Source organism: Mycobacterium sp. 1482292.6, from assembly GCF_001672995.1.
In the GTDB taxonomy this organism is placed as follows: Bacteria; Actinomycetota; Actinomycetes; order Mycobacteriales; family Mycobacteriaceae; genus Mycobacterium; species Mycobacterium europaeum_A.
Window position 1 is genome coordinate 19,069 of the sequence record NZ_LZKV01000099.1, and the last position, 22,873, is coordinate 41,941.

At 67.7% G+C, this 22,873-nt stretch carries 23 protein-coding genes; 12 read left to right on the forward strand and 11 right to left on the reverse strand.

Annotation, left to right across the window (positions count from 1 at the left end):
- Positions 1–35: 35 nt before the first annotated feature.
- Genes A5624_RS29000 through A5624_RS10100 form a run of 3 tightly spaced genes read right to left on the reverse strand, consistent with a single transcriptional unit; the run spans position 36 to position 2,355 of the window.
- Positions 36–707 (reverse strand): TetR/AcrR family transcriptional regulator, encoded by a 672-nt coding sequence (locus tag A5624_RS29000; protein WP_066865445.1) that lies wholly within the window; start codon positions 705–707, stop codon positions 36–38.
- A 24-nt stretch (positions 708–731) separates the two neighbouring features.
- Positions 732–1,427, reverse strand: coding sequence for a TetR/AcrR family transcriptional regulator (locus tag A5624_RS29005; RefSeq protein WP_066865450.1), 696 nt, complete (start codon positions 1,425–1,427; stop codon positions 732–734).
- 58 nt (positions 1,428–1,485) lie between these two features.
- On the reverse strand, positions 1,486–2,355 hold the full coding sequence (locus A5624_RS10100; protein WP_066865453.1) for an alpha/beta fold hydrolase: 870 nt from the start codon (positions 2,353–2,355) through the stop codon (positions 1,486–1,488).
- Between the two features lie 229 nt (positions 2,356–2,584).
- Between A5624_RS10100 and A5624_RS10105 the strand changes: the two genes are divergently transcribed.
- Positions 2,585–4,300, forward strand: a complete 1,716-nt coding sequence (locus A5624_RS10105; RefSeq protein WP_066865456.1) for an MOSC and FAD-binding oxidoreductase domain-containing protein — start codon at positions 2,585–2,587, stop codon at positions 4,298–4,300.
- A gap of 3 nt (positions 4,301–4,303) precedes the next feature.
- On the opposite strand, the gene A5624_RS10110 is transcribed toward A5624_RS10105, so the two are convergent.
- From A5624_RS10110 to A5624_RS10120, 3 genes are all read right to left on the reverse strand, one after another.
- Positions 4,304–5,044: an SDR family NAD(P)-dependent oxidoreductase gene (locus tag A5624_RS10110; RefSeq protein ID WP_066865458.1), complete on the reverse strand. Its 741-nt coding sequence runs from the start codon at positions 5,042–5,044 to the stop codon at positions 4,304–4,306.
- A gap of 69 nt (positions 5,045–5,113) precedes the next feature.
- Complete coding sequence (locus tag A5624_RS10115; protein ID WP_066865461.1) at positions 5,114–5,911, reverse strand: family 1 encapsulin nanocompartment shell protein; 798 nt, start codon at positions 5,909–5,911, stop codon at positions 5,114–5,116.
- Complete coding sequence (locus A5624_RS10120) at positions 5,908–6,918, reverse strand: Dyp-type peroxidase (RefSeq protein WP_066865464.1); 1,011 nt, start codon at positions 6,916–6,918, stop codon at positions 5,908–5,910. The genes A5624_RS10115 and A5624_RS10120 overlap by 4 nt, the downstream gene beginning before the upstream one ends.
- Positions 6,919–7,084: 166 nt before the next feature.
- On the opposite strand from A5624_RS10120, the gene A5624_RS10125 reads away from it, so the two are divergent.
- Complete coding sequence (locus A5624_RS10125; protein ID WP_066865846.1) at positions 7,085–8,347, forward strand: M18 family aminopeptidase; 1,263 nt, start codon at positions 7,085–7,087, stop codon at positions 8,345–8,347.
- Positions 8,348–8,359: 12 nt separating this feature from the next.
- On the opposite strand, the gene A5624_RS10130 is transcribed toward A5624_RS10125, so the two are convergent.
- Positions 8,360–8,716, reverse strand: coding sequence for a DoxX family protein (locus A5624_RS10130; RefSeq protein WP_066865468.1), 357 nt, complete (start codon positions 8,714–8,716; stop codon positions 8,360–8,362).
- A 346-nt stretch (positions 8,717–9,062) separates the two neighbouring features.
- On the opposite strand from A5624_RS10130, the gene A5624_RS10135 reads away from it, so the two are divergent.
- From A5624_RS10135 to A5624_RS10145, 3 genes are read left to right on the forward strand one after another with little or no spacing between them, the layout of a single operon-like run.
- A complete protein-coding gene (locus A5624_RS10135; RefSeq protein ID WP_066865471.1) occupies positions 9,063–9,485 on the forward strand; it encodes a hypothetical protein in 423 nt (140 codons plus the stop codon).
- Entirely contained in the window at positions 9,482–11,011 is a 1,530-nt protein-coding gene (locus A5624_RS10140) for a multicopper oxidase family protein (protein ID WP_066865474.1), read from the forward strand. Before A5624_RS10135 ends, A5624_RS10140 begins: the two co-directional genes overlap by 4 nt.
- 48 nt (positions 11,012–11,059) lie before the next feature.
- The gene (locus A5624_RS10145; protein WP_066865477.1) at positions 11,060–11,407 is read left to right on the forward strand and encodes a VOC family protein; all 348 of its coding nucleotides are present in this window, start codon (positions 11,060–11,062) and stop codon (positions 11,405–11,407) included.
- Between the two features lie 7 nt (positions 11,408–11,414).
- Here A5624_RS10145 and A5624_RS10150 read toward each other — a convergent pair whose 3' ends face one another.
- A complete protein-coding gene (locus tag A5624_RS10150; RefSeq protein ID WP_066865480.1) occupies positions 11,415–11,810 on the reverse strand; it encodes a nuclear transport factor 2 family protein in 396 nt (131 codons plus the stop codon).
- Positions 11,811–11,934: 124 nt separating this feature from the next.
- Here A5624_RS10150 and A5624_RS10155 point away from each other — a divergent pair, with 124 nt between their 5' ends.
- The 3 genes from A5624_RS10155 (at position 11,935) to A5624_RS10165 (ending at position 15,731) form a co-directional block, all read left to right on the forward strand.
- On the forward strand, positions 11,935–12,720 hold the full coding sequence (locus tag A5624_RS10155; protein WP_066865483.1) for a helix-turn-helix domain-containing protein: 786 nt from the start codon (positions 11,935–11,937) through the stop codon (positions 12,718–12,720).
- 64 nt (positions 12,721–12,784) lie between these two features.
- Positions 12,785–15,082, forward strand: coding sequence for a phosphoribosylformylglycinamidine synthase subunit PurL (purL, locus tag A5624_RS10160; RefSeq protein WP_066865487.1), 2,298 nt, complete (start codon positions 12,785–12,787; stop codon positions 15,080–15,082).
- Between the two features lie 19 nt (positions 15,083–15,101).
- A complete protein-coding gene (locus A5624_RS10165; RefSeq protein ID WP_066865490.1) occupies positions 15,102–15,731 on the forward strand; it encodes a CPBP family intramembrane glutamic endopeptidase in 630 nt (209 codons plus the stop codon).
- Between the two features lie 3 nt (positions 15,732–15,734).
- On the opposite strand, the gene A5624_RS10170 is transcribed toward A5624_RS10165, so the two are convergent.
- The gene (locus A5624_RS10170) at positions 15,735–16,949 is read right to left on the reverse strand and encodes an MCE family protein (protein WP_066865493.1); all 1,215 of its coding nucleotides are present in this window, start codon (positions 16,947–16,949) and stop codon (positions 15,735–15,737) included.
- A 19-nt stretch (positions 16,950–16,968) separates the two neighbouring features.
- On the opposite strand from A5624_RS10170, the gene A5624_RS10175 reads away from it, so the two are divergent.
- The 3 genes from A5624_RS10175 (at position 16,969) to purM (ending at position 20,187) form a co-directional block, all read left to right on the forward strand.
- Positions 16,969–17,358 carry a sterol carrier family protein gene (locus tag A5624_RS10175; RefSeq protein WP_066865497.1) on the forward strand — a complete coding sequence of 130 codons (390 nt, stop codon included), beginning with the start codon at positions 16,969–16,971 and terminating at the stop codon, positions 17,356–17,358.
- A gap of 137 nt (positions 17,359–17,495) precedes the next feature.
- Entirely contained in the window at positions 17,496–19,022 is a 1,527-nt protein-coding gene (purF, locus tag A5624_RS10180; RefSeq protein WP_066865500.1) for an amidophosphoribosyltransferase, read from the forward strand.
- A 70-nt stretch (positions 19,023–19,092) separates the two neighbouring features.
- A complete protein-coding gene (gene purM / locus A5624_RS10185) occupies positions 19,093–20,187 on the forward strand; it encodes a phosphoribosylformylglycinamidine cyclo-ligase (RefSeq protein WP_066865503.1) in 1,095 nt (364 codons plus the stop codon).
- A 67-nt stretch (positions 20,188–20,254) separates the two neighbouring features.
- Here the strand turns inward: purM and A5624_RS10190 are convergent, their stop codons facing one another.
- Together A5624_RS10190 and A5624_RS10195 are read right to left on the reverse strand one after the other, a co-directional pair.
- On the reverse strand, positions 20,255–20,440 hold the full coding sequence (locus tag A5624_RS10190) for a DUF3073 domain-containing protein (RefSeq protein WP_066865508.1): 186 nt from the start codon (positions 20,438–20,440) through the stop codon (positions 20,255–20,257).
- A gap of 146 nt (positions 20,441–20,586) precedes the next feature.
- Positions 20,587–21,681 (reverse strand): folate-binding protein YgfZ, encoded by a 1,095-nt coding sequence (locus A5624_RS10195; protein ID WP_066865511.1) that lies wholly within the window; start codon positions 21,679–21,681, stop codon positions 20,587–20,589.
- 173 nt (positions 21,682–21,854) lie between these two features.
- Between A5624_RS10195 and A5624_RS10200 the strand changes: the two genes are divergently transcribed.
- Positions 21,855–22,724, forward strand: coding sequence for an aminodeoxychorismate lyase (locus A5624_RS10200; protein WP_082990536.1), 870 nt, complete (start codon positions 21,855–21,857; stop codon positions 22,722–22,724).
- Positions 22,725–22,873 lie beyond the last annotated feature (149 nt).

A 22,873-nucleotide genomic window follows, 5' to 3' on the forward strand; every position in this document is an offset into this window, starting at 1 on the left:
GTCCACACCGACCATGTCCAGCGAAAGGTCAATACTCAGGCCTCGCGCCGACCGCGAGACGACACGGCTCGACGCTTACGCCGCGGCGGGTGCGCCGCAAAGGAGCGCACATAGTCGACCGCGGCATTGACGGCGACCCGCAGCGGTTGCGGATCGCCGGTGACGTGGGTGAGCATCGCGCCGCCCTGGTGCGCGGCGACCAGCGATACGGCCAGATGCCGCGCGTCGGCCTCCGGGCGCAAATCTCCGCGCTCGCGCATCGACTCCAGTCCGGCCCGAAACAGGTCGATCCATTGGTCGTATCCCGCGGCCAGGTCATCGTGGACCTCGCGGTCGCCCTCGATCAGCTCACCGGCCAGGGACCCATAAACGCAACCGCCGACGCGGTACACGGCGTCGATGTCGGCCACGCAGGCATCGGCCCACGCCCGCAGGGCATCTAGGCTGTCGAGTCCGGCGAACTGTGGCCGAGTGTGAAAGTCCCGCACGTCATTACGGCGCGCATCGATGACGTGGCGGGTCAGGTCGCGCTTATCGCCGAAGTAGTGCGAGATCTGGGATCCACTCACAGCGGCGGCGCGGCGAACCTGGTCGACGCTCGTGTTGGCGACGCCCCGCTCGAACATCAGCCGGGCGGCGACCTCGATGATGCGCGCGCGTGTCGCCAGTCCCTTGCGGGTGAAGCGCGATGGGTTGCGTTCGGTCACTTCACCACCTTCGGCACCAATCGCTCAGCCGGCCCGTCGCGCCGGGCGACGCGCGCTGGACCGGCGCGGCGGACGGGGTGCGCGCTCGGCGGGGTCGGTGGCGAACAGACGCAAATAGTTGATTGCGAAGCGAATGGCGTCGGCGTGGGGCCACTCCTCTCGGTAAGTGAAGGTCAGCACGCCACCGCCCTGGTGCGCGGCGACGATCACCAACGCCAGCTGATGTGGATCGGCATCGCGAACCAGCAATCCGTCGTCTTTCATCCGCGCAATCGCCTGTTCCAGCAAGTCAATCCACTGCCGGTACCCGGCCGCCAACGCCTCGCGCGTGGCGTCGTCTGACTTCGCCAACTGGGCGGTGAGCGCGTGATAGGTGGGGGTGCCGAAATAGCCGATGCGCCGCAGGTAGCGCATGTTCAGGTCGATCCACCGCTCGAAGTCGTCAAACGAACCCAGGCCGCGAAGTGTGGGCTGGCGGTGAAAGTCCAAGACGACGCCGATCTGGCGCCTGATCACCGCGCGGATGAGCGTCGCCTTATCGGCGAAATAGTGGGCGAGCTGTGAGCCGCTGACGGAAGCCGCCCGGCGAACGCCGTCCATGTTGAACGCGGACAGGCCCTTTGTGACGATCAGCTCGGCGGCGGCCTGCACGATCCGGTCGCGGGTGGCACGCCCCTTGGCGGTCAACCGTTGTTCACCATGAACATCGGGATGGGCCATCGCGTCAGGCTAACCTGGTAGCGCCCCCATTTATGGGATCTCCAGCCCATACATCGGCTCAGGCGCGGCCTTGCCTGGCGAGGAAGTTCCGGATCAGGTGCGCGACGTCGTCGCACGCCGACTCCAGCAGAAAGTGTCCGCCGTCGAGCAGATGGATCTCGGCGTCGGGCAGGTCGTCGGCGAACGCCTCGGCGCCGGCCGGGCCGAAGATCTCGTCGCCGCGGCCCCAGACGGCCAGCAGCGGCACCCGGGTGGCCCGGAAGTAGTCGTGCAGGCGCGGATAAAGGGGCGCATTGGTGGCGTAGTCGCGAAACAGCTTGAGCTGCACCAGGTCATTGCCCGGACGGGAGATCAGGGCGTAGTCGTGTTGCCAGGATTCGGGATCGATCAGCGTCTCGTCGGCCACGCCGGTCACGTACTGCCAACGGGTGGCCTCCAGGGTGAGGAACTGGCGCACGGCCGCCTCGGTACCCGCCGTCTGCTCCTGTTGGTATGCCTGCACGACCTTCCAGAAGCTCTCGACGAATCCCGCGTCATACCCATTGCCGTTCTGGCTGATGATCGCGGTGATCGCGGCCGGGTCGCGCAACGCGAGTCGCCAGCCGATCGGCGCGCCGTAGTCCTGGACGTACATGGCGTACCGGTCGACGCCCAGGGTCCGCAGCAGGTTTGCGGTCAGACCGGTCAGCGCGTCGAAGGTGTAGTCGAAGTCGTCGACCGGTGGCGCGTCGGACAGCCCGAAGCCCAAGTGATCCGGCGCGATGACGTGGTAACCGTCGGCCAGGGCCGGGATCAGGTGACGGAACATGTACGAGCTGGTGGGAAAGCCGTGCAGGAGGAGCACCGTGGGACCGGCCGGGTCTCCTGCCTCGCGGTAGAAGAGTCGATGGCCGTCGACCGTGGCGTAGCGATGGTGAACAGCAGGCATGACGTTCCTCCTGACTCAGCGCATTTCACCGTGGTACGCCGCCGCGGCGTCCGACGGAAAATCCGCGAACCCATCTCAAGTTTCTGGGTTATCCGACCCATTATGCACCGCCGCCGAGGTGAGCGACAGCCCTGCGGAGCCGATGTATTGCCGTGCGGACTGGCCTGCCATATTCTGGGCCAATCATCCCAGTTGGGCTCGCTACGGATACGAGCTGGTTCGAGGTGACATGGTCGACAGGCTTGTTTCGGTGAACGTGGGCATGCCCAAGAACGTCGAATGGCGCGACAAAACCGTCTACACGGGGATATGGAAGGCCCCGGTCGAGGGACCGGTCATGGTGCGCCGCCGCAACGTCGACGGTGACGGTCAGGGCGACCTCGCCGGTCACGGCGGTGAACAACGCGCGGTGATGGTGTACCAGAGCGAGTCCTACGACTTCTGGAAGAGCTACCTGAAGCGCGACGACTTGCGAGCCGGGCACTTCGGGGAAAACTTCACCGTCACCGGGCTCGCCGACGACGACGTCTGCATCGGCGACCGCTATCGCATCGGTGACGCCGAGTTCGAGGTGACCCAGCCGCGCGTCACCTGCTTTCGGGTCGGTCTTCGCCTCGACGAGCCCGACATGCCCAATCTGTTGGTGGCCCAGCATCGCCCGGGCTTTTACTTCCGCGTGATCACCGAGGGCCACGTGCGAGCCGGTGACGACATCGTGCGGACCCGCCGCGGCCGCCACGAACTCAGCGTCGCCGCTGTGGACGCGCTGCTTTATCTACCCGACCGCAACGTCGAGACGCTGCGCAAGGCCGTCGACATTCCGGCGCTGAGCCCGGGTTGGCAGCAGTCGTTTCACGAGCTGCTGGCCGCGCACGATGGAGCCACTTCCGCGGTGGCGCCGCCCATCGGAGTCGAACCGGGGTGGCAGGGCTTTCGTAGCTTGCGGGTCACCGAAACATGCTGGGAGAGTCCAGAAGTGCTCTCGATCCGGCTCAAGGCCGACGACCAGGCTCCGCTGCCACCGGCGCTGCCCGGGCAGTACTTGACGATCAAGATCGCCGGCGCCGGCTTGCCCGCGCCGCTGCGCAGCTATTCCCTATCGGACGACTCCTCCGCCGGCTATTACCGCATCAGCGTCAAGCGCGAGGACCACGGCGTGGTGAGCCGGTGGTTGCACACCCACATCAAGCCGGGGTCGGTAATCGCGGCGGCCGCTCCGCGTGGCGACTTCTGCTTGACCGAGGACGAGGGCCCGGTCGTCCTGTTCTCCGCCGGAATAGGCGCGACGCCGGTGCTGGCGATGCTGCACGCCCTGTCCGCGGCCGGAAGCCGGCGCGACATCTGGTGGTTGCACACCACCCGCAACCGGGAAACGCAGGTGTTCGCAGCCGAAGTCGAGACGCTGATCGGATCGTTACCGCACGCCCGGCAGCGGGTCTTCCTTACCGAAACGCAGGGCCGGCTGCGCCGGGAGTCGATCGCGGGACTGGGCCTGCCGACCGACGCCACCGTTTACCTTTGCGGTCCAACCCAATTCATGACGGATATGCGCGACGCCTTGACAGGAATGGGATTCGACCCGTCCCGGATCCACACCGAGCTGTTCGGCGCGCTGCCCGCGATCAACCCGGGGGTGGTCGATGCGGGCGAGCGCAAGCCGCCCCACCTGCCCGCCGGCCCACTGGGTGTCGGACCGGCGATCACCTTCACGCGCAGCGGATTAACGGTCAACTGGTCACCCGCGTACCGCAGCATCCTCGATCTCGCCGAAGCATGCGACGTGCCAACCCGCTTCTCCTGCCGCAGCGGCGTGTGTCACGTGTGCGTCACCGGAATCGTCTCCGGCGCAACCACTTACGTTCAGCGGCCGCTGGATCCGCCGGGTGACGGGTCGGTACTGATCTGCTCGGCGGCGCCGGAAACCGACGTGGTGCTCGATCTGTAGTGCTCAGGCGACGATTGCTTGCTGCCCTCCGGTCGCATGCAAGACTGCGCCGTTGACGTAGCTGGCCTCCGGCGAGGCGAGAAAGACTACGGCACTGGCGATTTCGATCGCGTCGGCCACCCGCTTCAGCGCCGTGATGGCCGCGATGGTCTCGAGGGCGCCCGGAAGCGCCGCGGCCCCAGGCGTTTCCGTCGGCCCCGCGGCCACCGCGTTCACCCGCACGCCCGACTCGCCGAATTCATCGGCCCATACGCGGGTCAGCTGCTCCAAGCCGGCTTTGGTGGCTCCGTAGATCCCCGCCCCGCGCGTTGCGAACGACGCTGCGAGGGTGCTCACGTTCACCACCGCACCGTGGCCCCGGGCGGCCATGGCCGGCACCAACTTCTGCACCAGGATGTAGGGGGCGTGCAGGTTGACGTTCACGTGTTCGTCGAAGGTCGCGTCGTCGGTGTCGGCGGTCGGCCCGAATTCATAGATACCGGCGTTGTTGACCAGGATGTCCACCGGCCCGGCCTCGGTGGCCAATCGCCGCACCTCGTCGGCGACGTTGAGATCCGCCGCGACGAAACGAGCTGTACCACCGGCATTTTCGATGTCGCGGACGGTTTTTGCGCCGCGTTCGGCGTTGCGGCCCTGCACCACGACCTCGGCGCCGCGACGTGCAAGCTGCAGTGCGATTTCCCGGCCGATACCCGATGTAGCACCGGTCACCAACGCGGTCGATCCGGCCAATGATGTTGCCATCGAAATCCTGCCTCCAGGAGAGAAGTTCAATTGCTCTCCCGGTAAGCAGCGGTTGGTCGGCGTTTATTCCTAGGGGTTCAGCGGGACGGACGCCTCGGCGGTGTAGCACAGGAAGGTCAGCGTCTCCTGCAGGTACAGCTGCACGGTGTCCGCGTCGTGGCTGGTGTATCCGATCGACACGTCGGTGCCGAGCTGCAGGTCGAAGTCGCCGCCGCGGGTGGTCAGCACGAACGCGCCGTCGATGGCCGGTGCCCAGATGATGTCTCCGGGAACCAGTCGGTCGATGTGTTCGAGGATCGGATATCCGTGTTCGGTGGTCTCGCTGACCCGGGTGTAGACGTCGGCGGACAGCAGCACCGAGTACGGGCCGTCAACACCGGCCAGCCGGAGTTCGGAGATCGCCTGGGTGATGACGTCGGGGATCTCGCGCGGATCGGCCGGCAGGGTCAGCGATTTGTTCGAGCTGGCCGAGCGGATGCCCTCGATCGACGCCGCGGCGTAGCCCTCGAAGATGGCCCGGTCTTCCACGAACGCCAGCTTCTTGGCGGCCTCCTTGACCGGATCCCAGTCGGAGTCGTTGGCGCCGCGCTCGACGTTGTCGATCTCGTAACGAGACAGGGTGAACGGAACCCGCAGGCGGACAAGGGGTTTGCTCTCCCGCAGATGAGCCTCCACACCCTCGGTGGGCGACGCCACGTTGGCGAGCCGACCGGTGCTGACGGCGGCGGCGACTGGTCCGCCCGGCTCGCTGACGTCGACGACCCGGCGCCCGGCGATGTGTCGCTTGAAGGTGCGGGTCGCCTCCGTTTCGATCTCGTGCCAGGCGGCGTCGGTGACCGGTGCCAGGTCGCGGTAGAGGTTGTTCATAAGGAGGTTCCTTTCAGGCTGCCGATCGAAAGTGAGCCGTTCTGTGCAACAGGCGTTTCCGCCACCGGCGCTGCGGGCAGCGGCGGTGGATCATCGAGAAAGTCCAGGGTGGGGGAGAAGAACATTCCGCCGGTTACGGCGGTGGAGAAGTCGAGGATGCGGTCGGTGTTGCCCGGGGGATCGCCGAGGAACATGTTGCGCAACATTCGTTCGGTGACTTGGGGTGTCCGCGAATAGCCGATGAAGTAGGTGCCGTATTCGCTCTTGCCGAGTTCGCCGAACGGCATGTTGTGGCGCACGATTTTCAGTTCCGTGCCGTCGTCGTCGGTGATCACGTTGAGCGCGATGTGGGAGTTGGCCGGCTTCACATCGTCGTCGAGTTCGATGTCGTCCAGCTTGGTCCGGCCGATCACCCGCTCCTGCTCGGTGACCGAGATCGAATGCCACGACGACATGTCGTGCACGTACTTCTGCACGTGCACATAGCAAGAGCCGGCGAAGTCGGGGTCCTCGTCGCCGATCGCGGTGGCACTTTCGGCCAGCGCGCCGTCCGGGTTCTCGGTGCCGTCAACGAATCCGAGCAAGTCGCGGTTGTCGAAGTAGCGGAAGCCATGCACCTCGTCGACCACGGTGACCGCGCCAGCCATTGATTTGAGGATCCGGTCGGCCAGCTCGAAGCAGACGTCCAAGCTCTCGGCCCTGATATGGAACAACAGGTCCCCGGGGGTGGCGGGGGCGGTGTGCCGCGGTCCATTCAGCTCGGTGAACCGGTGCAGTTCGGCGGGCCGCGGTCCGGAGAACAGGCGGTCCCACGCGTCGGAGCCGATCGAGGCGATCGCCGACAACCGCTTCTGCGGTTCGCGGAAGCCGATCGCGCGCACCAGTCCCGGAATCTCGGGCAGCGCGTCGTGCACCGTCGCCTCTCCGCCGTCGTCGATGGTGACCACCAGGAAGATCGCCGCGGGCGTCAACGGCGCGAGGATCGGTTGCGGCTGGACGGGGGGCACTCTGAGGACCCTAGCGTGGCGACGGTGAGCGCCGAAAGCGGAGCGAGCAAGGAGCGCGCAATCGGACCTAGCGTGGCGACGGTGAGCGCCGAAAGCGGCGCGAGCAAGGAGCGCGCAATCGGACCTAGCGTGAAGTCCGTGACCGCGGACAGCCATGATGATCAACATGTCGGCCAGCGCCGCAGGCCTCTGCGATTTCATCGACGCTTCCCCCTCGCCATTTCATGCCTGCGCCACGGTCGGCGCGCGGCTGACCGCCGCCGGGTTCACCGAACTGAACGAGGCTCAACGGTGGCCGGAAGAACCGGGCCGCTACTTCGTGGTCCGGGCCGGCTCGCTGGTCGCGTGGAATTCCGACGGCGCCGACGGCCCCTTCCGGATCGTCGGCGCACACACCGACAGCCCGAACCTGCGGGTCAAACAACATCCCGACCGGATGGTCGCCGGTTGGCGGGTGCTCGCCTTGGAGCCCTACGGCGGCGCGTGGCTCAACTCCTGGCTGGACCGCGACCTGGGCATCAGCGGGCGGTTGTCAGTTCATGACGGCAGCGGGATCGAGCACCGGCTGGTCCGAATCGACGACCCGATCCTGCGGGTGCCGCAGCTGGCCATTCACCTGGCCGAGGACCGCAAATCGCTGACACTGGACCCGCAGCGCCACGTCAACGCCGTCTGGGGTGTCGGCGCAGCAGCGACGTCCTTCCTCGACTTCGTCGCGGAACGCGCCGGGGTGGCGGCGACCGGCGTGCTGGCCGCCGACCTGATGACCCACGACCTGACCCCCTCAACGGTGATCGGCGCCAACGCCGACCTGCTGAGCGCTCCCCGGCTGGACAACCAGGCCAGTTGCTATGCGGGCATGGAGGCTATGTTGGCCGCCACGCCCCGGGCGTTCGTACCCGTGCTGGTGCTCTTCGACCACGAGGAGGTCGGTTCGTCCTCCGACCACGGTGCCCAGTCCGACCTGTTGGGCACCATCCTGGAGCGCATCGTGCTCACGGCCGGCGGTACCCGAGAGGACTTCCTGCGCCGTCTGCCCGACTCACTGCTGGCCTCGGCGGACATGGCGCACGCCACCCATCCGAACTATCCGGATCGGCACGAGCCCGGCCACCTGATAGAGGTCAACGCCGGGCCGGTGCTGAAGGTGCACCCCAACCTGCGTTATGCCACCGACGGACGCACGGCCGCGGCCTTCGCGCTGGCCTGCCGGCAGGCCGGGGTCAACCTGCAGCGCTACGAGCACCGCGCCGACCTGCCCTGCGGGTCGACGATAGGGCCGCTCGCTGCCGCCCGGACCGGCATCCCGACCGTCGACGTCGGCGCCGCGCAGCTGGCGATGCACTCGGCGCGCGAGTTGATGGGCGCGCACGACGTGGCCTCGTACTCGGCCGCGATGCAGGCCTTCTTTTCGCCCGAGTCGTTCTGAGGTTCGACAGGGCTACACGAAAGCCAGAGTCAGCGCGAAGGTTGCGGCGTTGAGGGCGAGCAGGAACCCGGCGAACGCGAACTGACCGGAAATATCGTTGGCGAGTACGTGGGTGTACATCGCGCAAATGAAGAAGATAGTCAGCCCGGCTGCCGCGGCGACGCCGATTGCCGGAATCCACAGGCCGACGATAAGCCCAAGGGCGCCTAAGGTTTTCAGGGTGCCGATGGGGAACCGCAGCCAGGACAGCGGCACCCCGGCCCGGCGCATGGGCCCCATGATGGGCGCGAAGTGGAGCAGTGCGCTCACGCCCGAGAAGCCGTCGAAGGCTATGGCAATTGCCGTCACGATGAGGTATGCGGTGCGCATGTTGGGGTCTTCCGTGGTTGGTCGAATGAGAGCAGAGTCGTCTGTGTCACCCCGTCGGGGCAGCCCTGACGCACCAGGCCAGAGCGCTTCGGATAGCGACCACCGACCGGCTCTTCGATCGGGTATCGCCGCATTAGGGGTCCATCGCTTCTCCTATTGCGTATTCCGTTGCGGTGGCCCGCAATCGGCTGATCCAGTCCGGGTGGAGTAGCCGGCCGCTACCAGCAACTCGTATCCAAGGACGGATCGGCGGGGCGCAAAGTTACACGCGCGCGTAACTTTTCGCCGCCGCGCCTCGTCGTCACTTCGTGAGGCGGCAATCCTGACGCCACGACGAGGAGGATCGATGACAGCGGAGAGCTGGTACGGCCCGCGCTGGCCGCGGGTGACCGCCCGTGCCACCAGTGCAACGTTGGCAATTCTGGCGGTGGCTCAAGCCGCATTCGCCGGCAGTTTCCTGGGTGGGCAGTACGACGCACTGGGGCTGCACTCCGCGGGTGCGAAAGTGACCACGGTGCTTTCCGTCGTTCAGGTGGTGGTGCTGGTGATCGTGAGCAGGACGGGCGGGCCGCGCTGGCCGATAGCGGTCGCGACGCTGGTGACCATCCTCCTCATCGCCGAGTTTGCCTCGGGGGAATTGCGGCTGACAGCGTTACACGTTCCGCTCGGGGTGCTGTTGATCGTGGGGATCGTTCAGCTGACCGCATCGGTGTGGCGGTGGCCGCTGGCCGCACGCTCTCGTCCAGCACACCAGGATGTGATTCGGTGAACCGGCGTAGCGCGCTGCGGGTGGGCGCTGCCGCGGCTGGAATCGGCTTGGTCGGTGCCGGCTGGCCAATGGCGGGCGCACTGCTGGGATCGGCAGAATCGGGACGGCTCGTGCGCAGTCAGACCAAACTGCCCGACCGCTATCAAGTCCCGTTGCCGATCCCGGAGCAATTGGCACCGGTCAGCAGCGATGCCGGCACCGACTACTACGAGATCACCCAGCAGATCTCGCACTTGCGCATACTGCCCGAGTTGACCACTGCGGCATGGACGTACAACACGACTTTTCCCGGCCCCACCATCGTTTCCCGGTCCGGCCGACGAGCCGTGGTGCGGCATCGCAACGCTCTGCCGGTGCCGGTCGTGGTGCATCTGCATGGCGGGCACACCCCGCAAGACCACGATGGATACCCCGTCGACTTCATCCTGCCCCAAGGCGATCAATCCAGTGCGGATGGCATGACGCGCAATAGCGTTGTCGGACAGCGTGAATACGTTTATCCGATGAACCAGCGGGCCGCTACCTTGTGGTACCACGATCACCGCATGGGGTATACGGGCGCCGCTGTGTGGCACGGCCTGGCCGGTTTTCACGTGATCCATGACGATGAGGAAGACGCATTGCCGCTGCCTCGCGCCGAGCGCGACATTCCGTTGATGATCACCGATCGTGCCTTCGCCGCCGATGGCTCCTTTCGGTACCCCGCCGCGGACGGCGGCGGAGTAACCGGCGACTACATGAATGGCGTCCTCGGTGACGTCATCCTCGTCAACGGCGCGCCGTGGCCGGTGTTGGAGACCGACCCCGCCCGCTATCGCTTGCGGCTACTGAACGCATCCAACGCCCGTCGCTATCGACTCCAGTTAGACCCACAGCCGCCCGGCGGGTCGGCGCTGGTGCAGATCGGCAGTGATGGCGGATTGCTCGCGCGACCGGTCGGCCACGATTTCATCGACATCGCTCCGGCCGAACGCTTTGATGTTGTGGTCGATTTCAGCCGGTACCGGCGCGGCACAAGCGTGCGCCTGGTCAACCTGCTGGGTACCGAAAACGCCGGTGAGGTCATGCGATTCGACATCGTCGGCGCCGACCGCTCCGATGAGTCGGCCATCCCCGAACTGCTCAGCAGTAGCGCAGCGGGTCTTAACCGACACGATGCCGTGGCCACCCGCACGTTCCTCTTCCGCCTCGGAAGAGGGGGCGCGTGGACGATCAACGACCTGTCGTATCAACCGGGCCGGGCGCTGGCGCGTCCCAAGCTCGGTACCGCAGAGATCTGGCGGTTCATCACCGAATTCCACCATCCCGTCCACGTGCACCTCAACCCGTTCCAAGTGATCTCACGCAACAATCGCGCACCGGGACGGTTCGACATGGGCTGGAAGGACACCGTCGACGTCCGGCCGGCCGAGGCGGTCGAAGTTCTCATCCGATTCACCGACTACACCGGTTCCTACCTTCTGCATTGCCACAATCTCGAGCACGAAGACATGGCCATGATGGCCGACTTCGTGACGGTGGATTAGCCGCGCGTTCCTTCCGCCCGGGCCCCATCACGCCTAGGGTCTGGCGTTATGGCGCTCAACGTGGAGATGCTGACCTTTGACTGTGACAACCCGGCGAAGCTGGCCGCCTGGTGGGCCGCCCAGTTCGGCGGCTCGACGCACGATGTGCTCGCCGGCGAGTTCACCGCGGTGACCTTTCCGGAAGGGCTGCGGCTCGGATTCCAGAAGGTGCCCGACCCGACGCCCGGAAAGAACCGCGTGCACCTCGATTTGAGCGCGGCCGACGTCGACGCCGAGGTGTCCCGACTGACGGCGGCCGGAGCGACCGAGGTCGGCCGGCACCAATTCGGCGACAACTTCCGGTGGGTGGTGCTGGCCGACCCCGAGGGCAACGTGTTCTGCGTCGTGCGTCAGTAGCGCTCGCTCAGCGCTGACCCAGGAAAGCCGGCTCGTAGCGGATCACGTTCTCCACCACGATCCCGTCGCGGGTGCGGACCCGGTCGATGCCCCGGATCTGAAACGGTCCGTCCGGGCCGGTGCCATGACCGACGTAGTGCAAGAACACGAGTTCCTCACCTTCGGCCGCAGCAGGGACGGTAGCGCTGTCGATCACCTCGAGTCGCAAATCGGGTGCAGCCTCCAGCAATTCGGCGATTTTCGCCGTATACGCCTCGATTCCCCGGACCGGCTCCGCATCGCCGGGCCAGTAGCCGACGATGTCCTCGGCGAGGATGTCGAAGCCGCGCGACATGGTGGGTGCGGCCCAGTATGCCGCGAAGACCTCGGCGCTGAACTTCGGCGCGGATTGGACGTCCGTCATGGTTCCTCCTTGGATCGGGCGCTCCGATCGAGCGCGTGCTGCAAGCGTGTCGCCGCGCAGTGCGGCATCGCAATTACCTGAGAGGTCATCGCCGTGAGCGCGCAGACGTGGTTACCGTGGCCTGGTGAGTCAAGCGGCGGTCGGTGCCTTGTTGCGCGAATGGCGGACGCGACGGCGCGTGAGTCAGCTCGATCTTTCGCTGAGCGTCGGCGTCTCGGCGCGGCACCTGAGTTTCATCGAGACGGGACGCTCGCGCCCCAGTCCGGAAATGGTGCTCACCCTCGCCGACGGACTCGATATACCACTGCGGGAACGCAACACGCTGCTGCTCGCCGCAGGTTTCGCGCCGCGTTACCAATCGCGCCCGCTCGAGGACCCCGCCCTTTCCCCGGCTCGCGAAGCGGTGCAACGCCTGCTCGATGCGCACGACCCCTACCCGGGCATCCTCATCGACCGCTGCTGGAACATCGTGGGGACCAACGCCGCAGCCTCCGCGCTGACCGCCGGCCTACCCGAGGAGCTGCTGGGGCCGCCGGCCAACGTCTACCGGTTGTGCCTGCACCCCGACGGCCTGGCCGGACGCACCCTGAATTTCCCGGACTGGGCCGGCTACCTGCTGAACCAACTGCGGCGCACCGTCGCGCTCACCGGCGACCTGGGATTGGCGGCGCTCGACAAGGAGGTGCGCGACTACCCGGGTGTCGCTGCCGCGGCCGAAGCGCGGCGCACGCCGGAGAGCGCGTCGCTGCTCATTCCGTTCATCCTCGACGTCGGCGGGGGCCGACGGTTGTCCATGTTCACCACGCTGACGACCTTCGGGACGCCGCTGGAGGTCACCCTCGCCGAACTGGCCGTCGAATTGTTCTACCCCGCCGACACCGAAACCGCAGACCTGCTCCGCGGCGTCTAGGTCCCGCTATGCCTGCTGGGGCGGCGAGAGCGCCTGCACGCCGCCCAGCCCTAGACTGTCTGGCGTGACTGTCCCCGGGACCAGCGCGCCCACCCAGGCCATCGACACCGTCGAGCACGCCGCCACCACTCCCGACGAGCCGCAACCGTTCGCCGAGCTGGGCCTCAAAGACGACGAGTACCAGCGCATCCGCGAGATCCTGGGCCGTCGCCCCACCGACACCGAGCTGGCGATGTACTCGGTGATGTGGAGCGAGCACTGCTCCTACAAGTCATCCAAGGTGCACCTGCGCTACTTCGGCGAGACCACCACCGACGAGATGCGCACCGGCATGCTGGCCGGGATCGGCGAGAACGCCGGCGTCGTCGACATCGGCGACGGCTGGGCCGTCACCTTCAAGGTCGAATCGCACAACCACCCGTCCTACGTCGAGCCCTACCAGGGTGCGGCCACCGGCGTCGGCGGCATCGTCCGCGACATCATGGCGATGGGCGCGCGACCGGTCGCGGTGATGGACCAGCTTCGGTTCGGCGCGGCCGACGCGCCGGACACCCGCCGCGTGCTCGACGGCGTGGTGCGCGGCATCGGCGGCTACGGCAACTCGTTGGGCCTGCCCAACATCGGCGGCGAAACCGTCTTCGACGCGTGCTATGCCGGCAACCCCTTGGTGAACGCCATGTGCGTCGGCGTCTTGCGCCAAGAGGACCTGCATCTGGCCTTCGCCTCGGGCGCCGGGAACAAGATCATCCTGTTCGGGGCCCGCACCGGGCTGGACGGCATCGGCGGGGTGTCGGTGCTGGCGTCGGACACCTTCGACGCGGAGAACTCGCGCAAGAAGCTGCCCTCGGTTCAGGTGGGCGACCCGTTCATGGAGAAGGTGCTCATCGAGTGCTGCCTCGAGCTGTACGCCGGTCATCTGGTGGTCGGCATCCAGGACCTGGGTGGCGCTGGATTATCATGCGCCACTTCGGAATTGGCCTCTGCCGGCGACGGTGGCATGGCGATCCAGCTGGAGACTGTGCCGCTGCGCACCACCGGTATGACGCCCGCGGAGATCCTGTGCAGCGAGTCCCAGGAGCGGATGTGCGCGGTGGTCACCCCGGAAAACGTCGACGCCTTTCTGGCGGTGTGCCGCAAGTGGGACGTGCTGGCCACCGTGATCGGCGAGGTCACCGACGGCGACCGGTTGCGGATCACCTGGCACGGCCAGACCGTGGTCGACGTCCCGCCGCGCACCGTCGCCCACGAAGGCCCGGTCTACCAGCGACCGGTCGCCCGCCCCGACACGCAGGATGCCCTGAACGCGGACAGGTCGACCCGGCTGCCACGACCGTCCAGCGGTGACGAACTGCGCGCCACTTTGCTTGCGCTGCTGGGCAGCCCGCACCTGTGCAGCCGCGCCTTCATCACCGAGCAGTACGACCGATACGTGCGGGGCAACACGGTGCTGGCCGAGCACGCCGACGGCGGCGTGCTGCGCGTCGACGAGTCCACCGGCCGCGGCATCGCCTTGTCGACCGACGCCTCCGGCCGCTACACGAAGCTGGATCCCTACGCCGGAGCCCAGCTCGCGCTGGCCGAGGCCTACCGCAACGTCGCGGTCACCGGAGCGGCCCCCGTCGCGGTGACCAACTGCCTGAACTTCGGTTCACCCGAGGACCCCGGTGTGATGTGGCAGTTCTCGCAGGCCGTCAAGGGACTCGCCGATGGCTGTGTGGCACTGGGGATTCCGGTCACCGGCGGCAACGTCAGCTTCTACAACCAGACGGGCTCGGCGGCGATCCTGCCCACCCCGGTGGTCGGGGTGCTCGGCGTCATCGACGACGTCGCCCGGCGTATCCCCACCGGCCTGGGCACCGAGCCCGGGGAAACCCTCATGCTGCTCGGCGAGACCCGCGACGAGTTCGACGGCTCGATCTGGGCCCAGGTGACCGCCGACCACCTGGGCGGTCTGCCGCCCCAGGTGGACCTGGCCCGCGAGAAGCTGCTGGGTGAGGTGCTGCGCTCGGCATCGCGCGACGGCCTGGTGTCCGCGGCGCACGACCTGTCCGAAGGCGGCCTCGCGCAGGCCGTCGTCGAAGCGGCCCTGGCCGGTGAAACCGGTTGCCGCATCGTGCTTCCCGAGGGCGCCGATCCGTTCGTGACGTTGTTCTCCGAGTCGGCCGGCCGCGTGCTGGCGGCGGTGCCGCGCACCGAGGAGAGCCGGTTCCGGTCGATGTGCGAGGCGCGGGGGCTGCCGGCGGTGCGCATCGGCGTCGTCGACCAGGCCTCCGACGCGGTGGAGGTGCAGGGCCTGTTCACGATCACCCTGGCCGAATTGCGCGAGACGTCCGAGGCGGTGTTGCCGCGGCTCTTCGGATGAGTGCTCGCGGCGAATCCTGATGTCCGACATGGCTTTTCGTCGGATCCGCGCCCTGTCGCTGGCCGCCGCCCTGGTCGGCTGGAGTTTCGTCAGCCCTAGGCTGCCGGCCAACTGGCGGACAGCGCTGCAGGCCGCGGTGGGTGGGCTGCTCGTGTTGGTCACGCGCGCTCCGCTGGGCCTGCGGCCGCCCCGGCTGTGGGCCGGCCTGCGCCTGGGCTCCCTGTTCGCCTGCTCGGCGGCGGCCACCGTGGCCGCGACGACTCAGCTGGCGCCGGTGCGCCGATCGATGGCCGGCCGCGAGCCGCCGGCGGCATACCCGGAGTGGCTGTTGCTGCGGATACCCGTGGGCACGGTGTGGTCGGAGGAGTCCGCCTTTCGCGGTGCGCTGGCCACCGCCGGCGCCGTCGCTTTCGGCGCACGCGGTGGGCGACTGTTGCAGGCCAGCGCCTTTGGTCTGTCGCACATCGCCGACGCGCGGGCGACGGGTGAGCCGGTGGCCGGCACCGTGCTGGTGACCGGGATCGCGGGCTGGCTGTTCGGTTGGCTGGCCGATCGTTCCGGCAGCCTGGCCGCACCCACGCTGGCGCACCTGGCCATCAACGAAGCCGGGGCGATCGCGGTGCTGGCGGTGCAGTCGTCGCGCCGCTGATGGTCAGGGATTGATGGTGTAGTCACCGAGTTGGCGGCCCCACACGAATTCCACCGCGAGCGGCGAGCCGACCTCGAAGTGGTTGTAAGGAGCCATGCTTGCGCCGGTGTCCATCACCAAAAACGGCGCGGGCCACAGTTCCCGGGTGATCTTCTGCCAACAGCCCGGCCGTCCGCCCGGGCCGCCCCTGGCGTTGGTGCGGGGCAGGTTCTCCGGCCAGATATAAGGATTGGGCGCCCCCGCGATGGCGCCTGAGGCGTGGGCGCCCAGCGAGTAGCCGTTATCGCCCAGCGCGTTGTGGATTCTCGGCGCGACTTCGTCGAAATTGTGTATGGTGCAGTAGATTTCGGGACTGTATTCGTCGAGCAGCTGGCTGCTGGGAACCAGGTCGACGGCGCCGCGGACGAAGAATGGCCCGCTGCGGCCCAAGACGTCGGCGCCGGCGTTGCCCAGCCCGGCCGCGGCCAGCAGTGCGGCATCGAGCTCGCGTTGGCGCGAGTCGAGTGTGCGCGCGGTCGTCACCGCGTGGTCCAGCGCGTCCCACAGTTCGGGAGAGGCGTTCGCATAGGCATCGCCCAGAGCCGCCAGCCGCCGAATGTCGTTGCGCAGGGCCGGCATCCGGGGGTTCAGGTCGTCGAGGACGGCATTGCCGTCGGCGAGCGAGGCACCGAACCGCTCGCCCATTCCGCTCAGCGCCTGGGCGGCGGCGCTGAGTGTGAGGTTCAGTTTGACCGGATCGACCTTCTCCGCGATCGAGGTGAGTGTCTCGAAAAGGGTGTTGAACTCGGTGGTCACCGATGTTGCATCTATCACCATAGACGGTGTGATCGTCTGTGCTGCAGGCTGTTTCGGTGCGCTTAAGGCAACATATTTGTTGCCGAACACCGTGGTCGCCTTGACGTCGGCGACCACGTTGGCCGGGATCCGCTTGATGTATTTCGGGGCGACGTCCAGGACTATCTTGGCGGCCGGCCTGCCGCCATGCGTGGTCTCCGAAATGCTGGACACTCGGCCGATCTGCACCCCGTTGTAAGTGACCTTGGAACCGGGATCCATCACCAGACCCGCCCGGGCGGCCACCATGGTCAACTTCGTGGTCGGCGTCAGGGCGCCGCGAAATTGCAGGTACAGAAGCGACCCGAGCAATCCCATGATCACGACCGTCACCAGGCCGGCGGTACGGTACGGCGGCCGCGCCCTTGGGCGACGGGGCTCCATGGTTTTGAGACCCTAGGGTATGGCCCCCCGCGACAAAGCCGATCCGGCCAAGGCCCGGCAGGCCGTGTTGGCGGTCGCGGAGTGGCTGCGCGACGAATCCGGTCCGCAGCCCGAGCGGCAGGAATTGGCGACGGCCGTCCGGCTCACCGCCCGCACCCTGGCCGCGGTGGCGCCCGGGCGCAGCGTGGAGTTGCGCGTCCCGCCGTTCGTCGCGGTGCAGTGCATCACCGGGCTCACGCACACCCGCGGAACACCGCCCAACGTGGTGGAAACCGACCCGCGGACCTGGCTGCTGCTGGCCACCGGGGAGTTGCCGTTCGGCGAGGCGCAGCGCACCGGTGCGCTGCGCCTTTCCGGCTCGCGAGCGGGTGAGATTGAACACTGGCTGCCGCTGTTCGATCTCGGCTGAACATAACCCTGAACTGCAGGTTTAGGTATTCGCGCTGGCATTTTGTCGCGCAACACGCCCGGCGGATTCGTCGGCGCGGCGGCGCTGCCCGTAGACTCCGTTACGTCACCAACCGTTCCCCGGGGAGCTGCCTAATCGTGACCGTCCAAGAACCCGAAGAGGACTTCAACGCACCCCGCGAAGAATGCGGTGTATTCGGAGTCTGGGCCCCCGGCGAGGACGTCGCCAAACTCACCTATTACGGCTTGTACGCGCTGCAGCACCGCGGCCAGGAGGCCGCCGGCATCGCCGTCGCCGACGGTTCCCAGGTGCTGGTCTTCAAAGATCTCGGCCTGGTCAGCCAGGTGTTCGACGAGCAGACGCTGGGCGCCATGCAGGGCCACGTCGCCATCGGGCACTGCCGCTACTCGACCACCGGCGACACCACCTGGGAGAACGCCCAGCCCGTGTTCCGCAACACCGCGGCCGGCACCGGGGTGGCGCTGGGACACAACGGCAACCTGGTCAACACCGCCGAGCTCGCCGCCCGCGCCCGCGACGAGGGGCTGATCGCCAAACGCGCCCCCGCACCGGCGACGACCGACTCCGACATTCTGGGCGCGCTGCTGGCCCACGGCGCGGCGGACGCCACCCTGGAGCAGGCGGCGCTGGACCTGCTGCCGACCGTGCGCGGCGCGTTCTGCCTGACCTTCATGGACGAGAACACGCTGTACGCCTGTCGCGATCCCCATGGGGTGCGGCCACTTTCGCTGGGACGGCTGGACCGCGGCTGGGTGGTGGCCTCCGAAACGGCGGCGCTCGACATCGTCGGCGCCTCGTTCGTCCGCGACATCGAACCGGGCGAACTGCTGGCGATCGACGCCGACGGCGTCCGCTCCACGCGTTTCGCCAACCCCACCCCCAAGGGCTGCGTCTTCGAATACGTCTACCTGGCGCGACCGGACAGCACGATCGCCGGACGGTCCGTCCACGCGACCCGGGTGGAGATCGGCCGCCGGCTGGCCCGCGAACGTCCGGTGGAGGCCGACCTGGTGATCGGCGTCCCCGAGTCGGGCACGCCCGCCGCGGTCGGATACGCCCAGGAGTCGGGCATTCCCTACGGCCAGGGGCTGATGAAGAACGCCTACGTCGGGCGCACCTTCATCCAGCCGTCGCAGACCATCCGCCAGCTCGGCATCCGGCTGAAGCTCAACCCCCTTCGCGAGGTGATCCGGGGTAAGCGACTCATCGTGGTCGACGACTCGATCGTGCGCGGCAACACCCAGCGCGCCCTGTTGCGGATGCTGCGCGAGGCCGGCGCCGTCGAAGTGCACGTGCGGATCGCCTCACCGCCGGTCAAATGGCCCTGCTTCTACGGCATCGACTTCCCGTCACCGGCGGAGCTGATCGCCAACGCGGTCGAGGACAAAAAGGAGATGCTCGAGGCGGTGCGGCATGCCATCGGCGCCGACTCGCTGGGCTACATCTCGCTGCGCGGCCTGGTCGCGGCCTCCGAGCAGCCGGCCTCGCGGCTGTGCACCGCCTGCTTCGACGGCCAGTACCCCATCGAACTGCCCGGGGAAACGGCGTTGGGCAAGAACGTCATCGAGCACATGCTCGCCAACGCCGCCCGCGGCGCCGGGCTCGAGGAACTCGCGCCCGACGAAGTGCCGGTCGTGCACTGAGGAACTCGGTTGCGCTCCTTCACCGACGTTTGATACCGGCCGTCGGCGCCGCCCGGTAGCCTTTATCGCGATGACGGATCCCGGAAAGAGTCCAGGACGCCACCAAGGCAGTCAGGGCATCACCTACGCGTCGGCCGGGGTGGACATTGAAGCCGGCGACCGCGCCGTCGAATTGTTCAAGCCGCTGGCGACGAAAGCCACGCGACCCGAGGTCCGGGGCGGCTTGGGCGGATTCGCCGGCCTGTTCGCGCTACGTGGCGATTATCGCGAGCCGCTGCTGGCGGCCTCCACCGACGGCGTCGGCACCAAGCTGGCGGTGGCCCAGGCGATGGACAAGCACGACACCGTCGGGCTGGACCTGGTGGCCATGGTGGTCGACGACCTTGTGGTGTGCGGCGCCGAGCCGCTGTTCCTGCAGGATTACATCGCGGTGGGCCGGACGGTGCCGGAACGGTTGAGCGCCATCGTCGGCGGCATCGCCGAGGGATGTGTGCGGGCCGGCTGCGCGCTGCTGGGCGGCGAGACGGCCGAACACCCCGGCCTGATGGAACCGGACCACTACGACATCTCGGCCACCGGCATCGGTGTCGTCGAGGCCGACGACGTGCTGGGGCCCGACCGGGTCAAGCCCGGCGACGTCATCATCGCGATGGGTTCGTCGGGTCTGCATTCCAACGGATATTCGTTGGCGCGCACCGTGTTGCTCGAGATCGACCGGATGAACCTCGAGGGATATGTGGAGGAGTTCGGCCGCACGCTCGGTGAAGAGCTGCTCGAACCCACCCGCATCTACGCCAAGGACTGCCTGGCGCTCGCGGCCGAAACCCACGTGCGCACCTTCTGCCACGTCACCGGCGGTGGGCTGGCCGGCAACCTGCAACGCGTCATCCCGCACGGCCTGGTCGCCGAGATGGATCGCGGGACCTGGACGCCCGCCCCTGTCTTCGCCATGATCGCCCAGCGCGGGCGGGTGACCCGCGAGGAGATGGAAAAGACGTTCAACATGGGCGTCGGCATGATCGCCATCGTGGCCCCCGAGGACACCGACCGGGCCCTGGCCATCCTGACCGCCCGGCACCTGGACTGCTGGGTGCTGGGCACCGTGGGCAAAGGCGGAAAAGAAGGCCCACGGGCCAAGATGGTCGGTCTGCACCCGAGGTTTTAGAAAGCTTGTGCTCCGGCAGAACTAACGCGGCGCCGGTGCACTACGCATCGGCGCCGGGGCGTTGGTCTTAGCGACGCCAGCTGTCCTGGTCGTCCCAGGATTCGTCGGATCCGTCGCTGTCCAGGTCACTGGAGTCGTCCGAACCCGATCCGGACAGCTCTTGCTGAAGCCGCTGGAAGTCGGTCTGTGGAGAACTGTATTTGAGTTCTCGAGCAACCTTGGTCTGCTTTGCCTTAGCCCGGCCGCGGCCCATGGGGGAACCCCCTCGCGCAATAACGGAGCGGCCTAACGAGTAGGCGGCTCCGATCTCCTGGTGTCGTATTGTCCTGCCAACAGTTTACCGTGCCCCGCCACCGGGCGTTGGCGCCCCCTACTTGCTGTGGCGGACGTTACCGTTCATTATCCCGCACCGCCCCGCAACCGTTCAACAGCTAGCCGCCCCGCGCCGATTTGTTCGGTTGCGGGCAGCGAATCGGCGTCGATCACCGCGGCGACCGAGGCGTCCGGTCCGGTCGCCAATTCCGTCTCGGCCGGCAGCCCGCGCTTGAGCAGCGCCAGCGCTATCGGCCCGAGATCCACGTGGTCGACCACCGTGCCGAGACGGCCGACGGTGCGGCCGCCGGCCAGCACCGGGTCACCGGTCGACGGCCGGTCGACCGAGCCGTCGAGGTGCAGCAGCACCAGCATCCGCGGCGGCCTGCCCAGGTTGTGCACCCGCGCGACCGTCTCCTGCCCGCGGTAACAGCCCTTGTCCAGGTGGACGGCCCCCGAACCGGGGCCACCGATCCACCCCACCTCGTGCGGAATCGTGCGCTCATCGGTGTCGACGCCGAGGCGGGGCCGCAGGCCCGCCACCCGGTGGGCTTCGTAGGCCCACACCCCGGCGGGACGCACTCCGGCCTGCGTCAGGCGCTTGCGCCACTCGTCGACCGCGGCGCGCGGAATCAGCAGGTCAAGCTCGAGCCGGCCGGCGGGGCTGCCCGGCATCCGACGCACGAAGCCGTCGCCGGTGGGCACCGCCGTCAGCTCGGCGGGCAGCGCATCCACCCCGAGCGCGTCGAGAATCGCTCGGTCGGCAAGTTTCGGGCCGAGCAGCGACAGCACGGCCAGCTCCGCACCGGCCGGGGTGACCTCCGACCAGAACACCATCTTGCGCAGGTATCCCAGCAACGGCTCGGCCCGCCACGGTTCGGTGTCGAGGTAGGTGGTGCCGCCCAGCTCGGTCTGGATCCAGTGGTCCTCGACGCGGCCCTGCCCGTCGAGGCTGAGATTCTGCGTACTGGCGCCGTCGGGGAGGTCGCTGACGAATTGCGTCGAAATGCTGTGCAACCAGGTCTGCCGGTCCTTGCCGGTCAAGGTGAGCACGCCGCGGTGCGAGCGGTCCACCACTATCGCGTCGGTGTCGGCCGCGCGCTGCTCGCCCAGCGGATCGCCGTAGTGCCAGACGGCACCGGCGTCGGGTCCGGTCTCGGGTGCGGCGACGGGGTGGGTCACGAGTCAACTCTACGGACCGCCGCACGTCCCCAACGAGTGTGAAGCTGGCTTCACACTCGGAGCCGAATGTGCGGCTAGCTTCACGTTCGCGAGGTCCCACGTGGACGCGGTCGCGACGCGGGCCCCCTTGGCCGCATTGGATAGGCTTTTCGACCATGGCGGGCCAGACGGGTGTGATCGTCACGCTGGACGGCGAAATACGTTCGCCCGACGCGCCGCTGCTGCACGCCGACGACCTGGCGGCGGTCCGCGGTGACGGTGTGTTCGAGACGCTGTTGGTCCGCGACGGCAGGGCCTGCCTGATCGAGCCGCATCTACAGCGGCTGACCCAGTCCGCCGCGTTGACCGATCTGCCCGCACCCGATCTGCCGCGGTGGCGAAGCGCGATCGAGGCGGCCACCCGGCAGTGGTGCGCGGACAACGCCGAAGAGGGCGCGATGCGGTTGATCTACAGCCGGGGCCGCGAGGGCGGGTCGGCGCCGACGGCCTACGTCATGGTCAACGCCGTCCCCGACCGCGTGACGGCGGTCCGGCGGGGCGGGCTGGCGGCGATCACGCTCGATCGCGGGCTAACCGCCACCGGCGTCGACGCGATGCCGTGGCTGCTGGCCGGCGCCAAGACCCTGTCCTACGCGGTGAATATGGCGGCCCTGCGCCATGCCGCCCGTCAGGGCGCCGGTGACGTGATCTTCGTCAGCACCGACGGTTACATCCTGGAAGGCCCTCGCTCGACTGTGGTGATCGCCACGGCCCCCGAGACGCCGGAGGATCATCCGCTCCTGCTGACCCCGCCGCCGTGGTATCCGATCCTGCGCGGCACCACCCAGCAGGCCCTGTTCGAGGTGGCCAGGGACAAGGGCTATGACTGCGACTACCGGGCGCTGCGCGTCGCGGATTTGGTTGCCGCCCAAGGCGTTTGGTTGATCTCCAGCATGACCTTGGCCGCCCGTGTGCACACGCTCGACGGCCGCGCGCTGCCGCCGGCGCCGATGGCCGCGGAATTCGCCGAACTGATCGACGCCGCCATCGTCAGCGATCGCTGAGCGCTGAATTCTGTTGTCGGCTGGCCGATCCGCGGGTACGGTCGGCCGTACACAAGGAAGGAGGTGGTCCGCGAAATTGATAGCTTCATGGACATGTGAGGTGGCTGCGCGCTAGCAGCACCTGCTCGGAAGAGCTGGCGTCACGCGTG